This is a genomic window from Streptomyces sp. NBC_00440 (genome assembly GCF_036014215.1).
Lineage (GTDB): Bacteria > Actinomycetota > Actinomycetes > Streptomycetales > Streptomycetaceae > Streptomyces.
Genome location: NZ_CP107921.1, coordinates 8,393,632 through 8,402,968, shown reverse-complemented (window position 1 = coordinate 8,402,968; position 9,337 = coordinate 8,393,632). Strand labels below are relative to the sequence as shown.

The following is a 9,337-nucleotide window of genomic DNA, read 5'->3' as shown; positions in this document are numbered from 1 at the left end:
GCAAGCGAACACCCGGGCTGCGCCTGGTGTTGCGCTCACGCTCCGCGTGAGCGCCAACGAGTGGCTGCGCCACTGTGCAACCATCCCGCTGCGCGGGATGGTTGACGGCCCGTCCGCTGCGCTCCCGAGCCTCCTTGGCTGCGCCCGCGGCCAGGTTTCCGCTGCGCTCCAACCTGGCCAAGCGGGTCCGCTGCGCTCCCCCGCCCAACGGCCCCTCCGGCTTCGCCTCCAGGGCCTCAAGGCCCGCTGACGCGGGCCGGGCTGGCTGCAAGGAGGAGGGGTCGCTCGTTCGTGTGGGTTCTAGTGTATCGCTGCATCAAATTGATGCAGCATGTACCGTTGGCGAAAATATAGGACACCCAACAGTCGCCCAGAGACCCCTTAATATTCGAGAGGAACGGCCCGTCGATGACTGGTCACAGCGAATCTATCGGAACGGGCCCCGCGCTGAGCAGCGATTCTGTGCGCAGGGTGAGCCAGTATCAGACGGCGGGCACCAACGCCCGGTTGAAGCTGTTCGCGCTCCTGGAGGCGCAGGGCGTGCCCGCGGCTGAGGCGGACGACCTGCTGGCCTCCCTGGAGGCCGGAGCGGTCGCCGGGGCCGCCGGCGAGGTGGTCGAGTTGGACGGCATGGCGCCGGCCTGCCGGGGCCCGGTCTTCGAGAACGGCTGGGACGAAGGCGTAACGGCCGTGAGCGAGGCCCTGGTGGGCATCGCGGACCGTGACTGGTCCCGGCGTGCCGGCAGGTCGGCCGGGGCCGCTGAGCTGGCCGTGCATCTGGCGGGCGTGAGGCGGCGTGAGCGGTCGGACCTTGTTCGGCTGGAGAGGTTCGTCCGGGGGACTGTGCTGCCGCGCACGCATCCGAACACCACGCAGTGGCGCCGGGTGCTGGCGGCGCTGGGCGAGGCCGGCGCTCTGTGCACCGCGCGAACCGTGAACAGCGACGGGGACTACGTCGTCTGCACACTCAATGCCGGCCACTACGACCCGGACGACAAGCCTCCCTTCAAAGACGGAAAGCCCGGCGGCTGGCACAAGGCGGATGCGTCGATCTGGAATGACTCGGGCGCGGCCTGCACTCCGCACGCGGCCCTCTGAAAGACATCAGGGACAAGTATTAGGGAGGGCTTGAAAATGCTTTTGGTTCCGCTCAAGGAACACCAGGTCGACCAGAAGTTGAGTTTTCGTAACTGGGTTGGATTTCCTGCAAGATCGCCTGTTCCTCCGGAAGGGGCGCGTGCGATGGGGGTGTCTGCGACCGGGTCCGGCAAGACGATCACCACCGCTGCATGCGCTCTGGAGTACTTCCCGGGCGGGCGGATTCTGGTGATGGTGCCCACGCTGGACCTGATCGTGCAGAGTGCCCAGTCCTGGCGGCGGGTCGGGCACCGGGCGCCGATGGTCGCAGTCTGCTCGGTGGACAAGGACGAGGTCCTGGAGCAGCTCGGAGTGCGCACCACCACCAACCCGATCCAGCTCGCCCTGTGGGCCGGGACCGGGCCGGTGGTCGTGTTCGCCACCTACGCCTCCCTCGTGGACCGCGAGGACCCCGCCGACGTCACTGGTCGCCGGACTGTCCCTGGGCCGTTGGAATCGGCTCTGGCCGGCGGGGAGCGGCTGTACGGGCAGCGGATGGCTCCGTTTGACCTGGCCATTCTGGACGAGGGGCACATGACGGCCGGAGACATGGGGCGGCCGTGGGCGGCGATCCACGACAACAGTCGGATCCCTGTCGACTTCCGGCTCTACCTGACCGCCACCCCGCGGATCCTCGCCGCGCCCCGGCCGCAGCGCGGGCGGGACGGCCGGGAGGTGGTGATCGCGTCGATGGAGGATGACTCCAGCACCTACGGCACCCGGATTTTTGATCTCGGTCTGGCGGAGGCAGTGGAACGCTCGATCCTTGCGGGGTTCGAGATCGACGTGCTGGAGATCCGCGACCCGGACCCGGTCCTGGGCCTGTCCGGGGACACCCTGCGTGGCCGGCGCATGGCCCTGCTCCAAGCGGCGCTGCTGGAGCACGCGGCGCAGCAGAATCTGCACACCACCATGGTGTTCCACCAGCGGGTGGAGGAGGCGGCCGCGTTCGCCGAGCAGATGCCGCGCACGGCCGCCGAACTGTATACCGCCGAGGCCTCCGCGGCGGCGCTGGCCGGGGCGGAGGAACTGCCCGCGTCGTCGATCGATGCTGAGCTGTACGAGCTGGAGGAGGCCCGTCACGTGCCTCCGGACCGGGTATGGGCGGACTGGCTGTGCGGGGACCATCCCATCGCGCACCGGCGTGCGGTGATCCACCGGTTCGCCAACGGCATCAACGCCCAGAACCGACGCGTACACCGGGCGTTCCTCTCCTCGGTACGGGCGCTCGGGGTCGGGGTCGATATCACCGGACTGCGCGGGGTCGAGGCCGTGTGCATCGTCGGCTCGCGCAGCTCCCAGGTCGACGTCGTTCAGAACATCGGACGCGCCCTGCGCCCCAACCCGGACGGCACGACCAAGACCGCCCGGATCATCATCCCTGTCTTCCTCCAGCCCGAGGAGGACCCGAAGGACATGATCGCCTCGGCCAGCTACCAACCCCTGGTCGACATCCTCCAAGCCCTGCGCTCGCACTCGGAACGCATGGTCGACCAGCTCGCCTCCCACGCCCTGACCCGCGGCGCCGAGCGGCGGCGCATCCACGTCCGCCCCACCCCCGCGACCGGGGCGCAGAACGGAGACGGGCAAGAGGCGAGCGACGAGGCGCAGCAGGAGGTCGACCGGGTCACCTCGGTCGTGGTCAACTTTGCTTCTCCCCGGGACGCCGCCAACATCGCTGCTCTGACCCGCTGCCGCGTCATCCGGCCCGAATCCCTCGTCTGGCTGGAGGGCTACCAAGCCCTCATCCGCTGGCGTACCGAGAACGAGATCACCGGCCTGTACGCCGTGCCGTACGACACCGAGACCGCAGTCGGCGTGACGAAGGACTACCCCCTGGGCCGGTGGGTGCACCAGCAACGCCGCGCCCAGCGCACAGGCGAACTCGACCCCCACCGCAAGGAGCTCCTCGACGACGCCGGGATGGTGTGGGAACCCGGCGACGAAGCGTGGGAGAACAAACTCGCCGCGTTCCGGTCCTACCGGCGAGCCACCGGACACCTCGCACCCCGGCAGGACGCCGTCTGGGGCGAGGGCGAGGCGATGGTGCCCATCGGGCAGCACCTGGCGAACCTCCGGCGGAAGGGGCAGAAGAACGGCCTGGGCAAGGACCCGGAGCGAGCGGCGGTGCGTGCCGCGCAGCTGGCGGCGATCGACCCGGACTGGAACTGCCCCTGGCCGCTCGACTGGCAGCGGCACTACCGCGTCCTCTCCGACCTCGCCGACGCCGACGGCCACCTGCCCGACATCCAACCCGGCGTGCTCTTCGAGGGCGACGACATCGGACGATGGCTCATGCGGCAAAGAGAAGCGAGCACCTGGACACAGTTCTCCGCCGAACAGCAGGAACGGCTGACAACGCTGGGGGTGCAGCCCACTGAGACCCCGTCTCCTGCCCCGGCGGCAACGCCTGCGGCGAAGGGGCCGGGCAAAGCGCAGCAGGCGTTCCAGCGTGGACTGGCAGCCCTCACCCAGTGGGTAGAGCGGGAGGGTGCCCACCGGCCGGTACCCCGCAGCCACGCTGAGGAGATCGCGGTTGACGGCGAGACGGAGCCGGTGGTCGTCAAGCTAGGCGTGTGGGTATCGAACACCCGCGCGAGGCGCGACAAGCTCACCCCGGAGCAGCTGGACGCGCTACGGGGGCTCGGCATGGAATGGGCGGCGTAGAGGCAGTGGGAGCCCTATGCCGGTCGCGCACGCCGGTGAAGCTGTGGAGTGTCAAGTGACGGATTCGTTTTCCTCGTGGCCTGTGTCCGGTGTCGTCCGGCTGGCCCCGGTGGCAGGTGAAACGACGATGTCATTCGTGAATCGGCTGGCCTCTCGCTACAACGTCACTGTGACGGGCCTGTTGTCTGCGATGGCGGGCCCTGGCGTGCGTGGTGTCTGGGGAGAGGGCTGTCTCGTCGGCGAGTTGTTCCTGGCGTCCGCGGTGCGGCGCCGGCTGGCTTCCTTCTGCCAGGTGCCGGAGTCGCATCTGTCCCGCGCGCTGCCTTCCTGGGATGGGGGCGCTGACGCGAAGGCGAACGGTGACCAGCCGAACGTGCGCTTCGCCTCCGGCAGCACAGTTCCTGCCGTCATGCTGGGATGCCGTCTGTGTACGGCGGCCCGGACAGGCGCTCCCTGGTCTGTCCGTCTGTACTGCGACCTGCGTTCAAGGATCTGCATCAGGCACCAGTGCTGGTCCCTCGACTCACTGGCGCTGGACAGAGCCACGCTGGTCGAAGGCCAGGTGAGCCTCTCCGGGCTACCGGAGGTGATACGTGCGCACGAGCGCCTTCTGCCGATGCTGCGCCGTAGGGGCTCGTGCGAGAGCGCTTTTGCCGTGGCCCAGGCGGTCGTTGCCTCCTGGTGGGACGCGGGCCGGCGGGACGAAGTGATCTGGCCGGCGCGTCTTGGTCGTGTCTGTGCCGATCTCCCCGAGGGTGAGGTGGCGGTGCTCGCCCGGGACGTGGTGACGTATCCCGAGGCTGTCGCGGTCACGACGGTTCTATGTGACCGGTTGTGGCGACAACGCGTATTAGAGGACACGCACGGTCAGATGCCGCACACGTTGGCCGAGGTTCCCCGTCTGCTGACCGAGCTGGCTCGCCGTCTGGGCCGCCCGTGGCTGGTGGAACAGCTTGCCTCCTCCAGTGCAGGAGCCTTGTTCGCCTGGGTGCGGGCGTGTGTGCGGCGGGAGCGCGGAGCAGTGTCCGAGGAAGAGGTGTGGGCGGTTCCGGTCGCGCACCGGCCTCGTGGGCTTGCGGCGCAGCTGCGGGAGTTGCGCCTCCAGCACGTCGGCAGTGCTCCGGTAGGAGGAAGGCAGTCCCGTGCAGAGCAGGCGTATCAGGTCGGCTTGGCACACGCCCGTTCCTACGCGGCGCGTCACGGGCATCTCGCTGTTCCCAAGTACGGCCGTCACGAGGGTTTTGCTCTGGGGCCGTGGCTGGCCAATCAGAGAACCGGAGTAGCAGCGCTCCCCATCGAGCGGGCGCAGGCGTTGCATCGCATCGATCCCTGGTGGAATGGTCCCTGGCCCATCTCCTGGCGACGGACGTACCACCGCGCCCTGGTACACGTTCAAAAGCATGGCCTCGTTGACGCCACGGCAGGATTCCCCGGCACCAGCCTCGCCTTGGGCGAGTGGCTCCATGAGCAGTGTTCCCGGTACGACGACCTCCACGTGGGCCAGCAACGCCTGCTCGCAGATCTCGGAATCCGGCCCGCGCACGCCCGCTCAGCACGCCCTCGCCGTAACAGCCTTGCTCAGGCCTTCGCGGCCGGCCTGGACTACGCCCGAGCCTTTGCCGCCGTCCACGGCCACCTCGCCACGTCCAAGAGCACGCGGCAGGACGGTTTTCCTCTTGGGCAGTGGCTGATGAGCCAACGCAGCCGGGCCCGTATGGCGGAGAAGGAAACCGACCGGAGCCGTGCACTGTCCGCCATCGACCCGTGGTGGAACCCGCCGTGGCCCATGGCATGGCAACGCGCCTACCACCACGCCCGCAAGCAGTGCGGCAGCAATCAGCTGCTGGTGCCGGGGGATGGCTTCGCCGGGGTGGGGGCGTCTGCCAGATCATGGCTGTACGCGCAGTGCGCCCTGTTCGAAGAGCTCCACCCCCGCCAGCAAGATCTACTGCGGGAGATGGGCGTCACCGCCGAGGCCGCACAAGCGAGGCAGACCGCGTGGTACCACCCCACCGGCGCCCGGATCGACTTCGCCGTGGGCTTGGCCCATGCCCGGGACTACGTCGGCGTTCACGGCCACCTGGCGCTGCCGCACCCCGTTCAGCACAACGGGTTCCCGCTGGGAAGGTGGCTCACCAGCAAACGCGGAGAGGCCGGAGCCCACGCGCGCCGCACACCGGCTCCGTGGCCGGGCATGCAGGCCCTCGCTGCTCTGGATCCGTGGTGGTTCCCTCCGTGGGCGTTCGCCTGGCAGCGCGACTACCACCATCTGCGTCTCCTGCTCATCGCCGGCCTCGAACCACCGCCCAAGCTGCGCTCCTGGTTCAGCGAGCAACTCGCTCAACGCCACGCCTTGTTGCCCGGCCAACAGCGGCTCCTGCAGGAACTGAGAACCTCCCTGGTCTGACCACGGGTGCAGGAGCTCGGCGTCGCGGCCGCCGTTCACCCGTTCGGGTGGCGGATCCAGATCACGGCGTTCAGCAGCCACCCATGCACTTGGCTGTTGAGTGTGGAGGGGCACGAGCACGGCAGGCGGGTGCAGCAGGCTACCGCAGGGGGCGGCGGTGCGGGAATCGAGGCCGCGTTCGTCACGGCCGCCGGGCAGTTGACGCAGTTGCCGTGGGATCAGGCGACGGCATCGGTGCGGTTCGAGGACCTCGCGCCGGTATCCGCGTTTCCGGTCGTTCCGGGCCGCCGGTGGGGGCCGGGCTGGTGGTGGTCGGCGACCACCGGACGGCACGTCGTACACGGTTCGGCAGCAATGCGCACCCAGCTGATGGTCCTGGACCGGAATCCGGACGTGACCGGCCTGTCCGCACGTCCGGTACGGCTGCTGTGGCGGGATCCCGACGGGCGGGTGCGCTCGTGGGTGCCTCAGTTGTTCGCCCGGTACACCGAAGGCACCGGCCTGCTCGCCGACTGCCCCTCCAGCCCGACCACCGGGGCAGACAGGGCGCAGCGGGCGCGGATGGTCCTGGAGGCGGCGTGTGCCCGCGTGGGCTGGGCTTACCGGCGCCTTGAGCCACCTCCAGCGGTGGTGGCGGCGAACTTGCGGTGGCTGGCCGGCTACCGCCACCCACGTAATCAGGGCCCGCCCGGGCTGCGGGCCACGCTGGCCGAAGCGTTCGCCGGGCCCCGGCCGCTGGCCGGCGGCGCAGCCGCAGTAGGCGATCCGCTGCAAGTGCTGCCGGCTGTCTATCACGCGCTGTGGTGCGGGCATCTGACGACGCCTCTTGATGAGCCGCTGCACGAGGAGGCGCTGGTCTGCTCTGACGCAGAACGCATTGGTGGGGGCGTCGAAAAGCAGCTGGGCGCCGGCGGCAGCCAAGGAAGGGGCGAGCGCAGTGGGCAGCACACTCGGTAGGAGCCCGCGGCCGGTGGTGGAGGTCGGCGCGCACGTCGCCTACCGGGGACAGACCTGGCAGGTCGCCGCCTTGCAGGGCCAGCAGGTCTACCTGCTGCAGGAGGACGGCACCGAAACGAGCCTGCTGCTGGGGCGGTTGTTCGCCGACCCGGGCTTCGAAGTAGTGGGCGCGCGGGCGCCGGACGCGGTGCCGCAGTGGGGACTGTTCGAGACCGTTCCGGTGGCGGCCCAGCAGCGGGCGCTGGCCTGGCTGCCCCATATCCGGGAAGTGGAGACCGGGCTGCCGCATGCCCCGGGCAGCCGTGACGCCCAGACGATGCGGCCGGAGTACGACCCCGAGCGGTGGACGCTGGCGCAGCGGGACGCGGCCAAGGCGAAGGAACTGGCAGCGCTCGGCTTCGCCCGGGTGACGCCTACGACGGTGCAGCGGATGCGGCACGCCTACCGCAAGCAGGGTTTGTGGGGGCTGGTCGACAAGCGTGCGGTGCCGGCCCGTGGGCGTCATCCGACGGGGTATGCCGACGAGCGGGTCGTGGCTGCTGTGCTGGAGGCGCTGCGGCGCCAGCGGGGCCGGTCGAAGGGAACGGTGAAGGGACTGCAGGTACTGGTCGGGCAGATCCTGGAGGATACGCACGGGCGCGGGGTGGTGGAGATGCCGTCGCGGTCGTCGTTCTACCGGCTGGTGAGTGTGCTGGCCGACCCGGCCGATCGTCCGGGTCGGCCCGCGCGTACCGCCACCGCACCCGCCCGCGCCTCGTCGGCAGCGCCGGTGGTGCTGCGGCCCGGGGAGCAGGTGCAGATCGACACCACCCGTCTGGACATCATGGCCGTCCTCGAGGGCGGCAGCCTGGGCCGGCCGGAGCTGACGATCGCCGTCGACGTCGCCACCCGCTCCATCCTGGCCGCCATCCTGCGCCCGCACAGCACCAAAGCCGTCGACGCCGCCCTCCTCCTGGCGGAAATGGCTGTTCCCCACCCTGCTCGGCCGACCTGGCCCACCTCGCTTCACCTGTCGCGGGCCGAAGTGCCCTTTGAGCGGATGCTGTCGCTGGACAAGCGCCTGGAGGGCGCGGCCGCGCGGCCGGTGATCGTGCCCGAGACGATTGTCGTCGACCGCGGCAAGATCTACCTCTCGCAGGGCTTCGTCGCCGCCTGCGAGACGCTCGGGGTAAACGTGCAGCCCGCTCCACCGAGACGGCCGCAGGCCAAGGCCGTGGTGGAGCGGACCTTCGGCTCGATCAACGACCTGTTCTGCCAGCACGTCGCCGGCCACACCGGATCCAACCCCCAGCGCCGCGGCTCCAAGACCGCGGCCGAGGCCCGCTGGACGATTGGGCAGCTGCAGGACTTCCTCGACGAGTGGATCACCTGCGGCTGGCAGAACCGTCCCCACGACGGACTGCGCCACCCCGTCCTGCCCAAAACCGCCCTCACCCCGAACCAAATGTGGGCCGCACTGATCACCATCAGCGGCTACGTGCCTGTGCCGCTGACCGGGGCCGACTACCTCGAACTGCTGCCCGTGCGCTGGCAGCCCATCACCGAACGCGGCATCCGCCTCGACTACCGCACCTACAACCACGACATCCTCGACCCCCACCGCAGCGAGCGCTCCCCCATCACCAGCAAGGACGGCAAGTGGGAGGTCCACCACAACCCCCACGACGCCCGCCAGATCTTCGTCCGCCTCACCGACGGACACCTCCACGAAATCCCCTGGATCCACCGCGACCACGTCCACCAGCCCTTCAACGACGCCATCTGGCGCCACGTCCAGGCCGAGGTCGAACAACGCGGGGACCGGGAGCAGCATGAGGCCGACCTCGCCGACGCCCTCGACCAGCTCCTGCGCCGCACCCGCCACCCCGCCGAGACCGAGCAGAAAACCCGCCGTCGGAGAGCCTCCCGCGCCGGTACGGCAGCACAGTTGCCCGATCTTCCAGGCCAACGGCGCCCACTCGACGCAGAGACCGCACCGGCCCCGGCACCGGACTGGAGCGAGAGCCTGGACGACCTCATCAGTGTCGATACCGCGGCCGACGAGACCGACGTTAGCGAGCCGGAGGGCGCGAGCGTGCTGCCGCCCGAGGCAGGCGGGTACGGGCTGTGGGACGCCGAAGCGGAAGCCGAGCAGTGGTGAACGCCTCGTCGAGCACGAGCGGTGCACCG

General features: G+C 69.8%; 5 protein-coding genes. All 5 read left to right on the top strand.

Annotated elements, in window-relative coordinates:
- The first annotated feature begins 471 nt into the window (after window positions 1–471).
- The 5 genes from OHB13_RS37370 to OHB13_RS37350 all read left to right on the top strand — a co-directional run bounded on the left by OHB13_RS37370 (window position 472) and on the right by OHB13_RS37350 (window position 9,308).
- On the top strand, window positions 472–1,098 hold the full coding sequence (locus OHB13_RS37370) for a hypothetical protein (protein ID WP_328374568.1): 627 nt from the start codon (window positions 472–474) through the stop codon (window positions 1,096–1,098).
- A gap of 36 nt (window positions 1,099–1,134) precedes the next feature.
- Window positions 1,135–3,804, top strand: coding sequence for a DEAD/DEAH box helicase (locus tag OHB13_RS37365; protein ID WP_328374570.1), 2,670 nt, complete (start codon window positions 1,135–1,137; stop codon window positions 3,802–3,804).
- A 16-nt stretch (window positions 3,805–3,820) separates the two neighbouring features.
- Entirely contained in the window at window positions 3,821–6,211 is a 2,391-nt protein-coding gene (locus tag OHB13_RS37360) for a helicase associated domain-containing protein (RefSeq protein ID WP_328374572.1), read from the top strand.
- Window positions 6,212–6,313: 102 nt separating this feature from the next.
- Complete coding sequence (locus tag OHB13_RS37355) at window positions 6,314–7,168, top strand: TnsA-like heteromeric transposase endonuclease subunit (RefSeq protein WP_328380181.1); 855 nt, start codon at window positions 6,314–6,316, stop codon at window positions 7,166–7,168.
- A gap of 13 nt (window positions 7,169–7,181) precedes the next feature.
- On the top strand, window positions 7,182–9,308 hold the full coding sequence (locus tag OHB13_RS37350) for a transposase (protein WP_328374574.1): 2,127 nt from the start codon (window positions 7,182–7,184) through the stop codon (window positions 9,306–9,308).
- Window positions 9,309–9,337 lie beyond the last annotated feature (29 nt).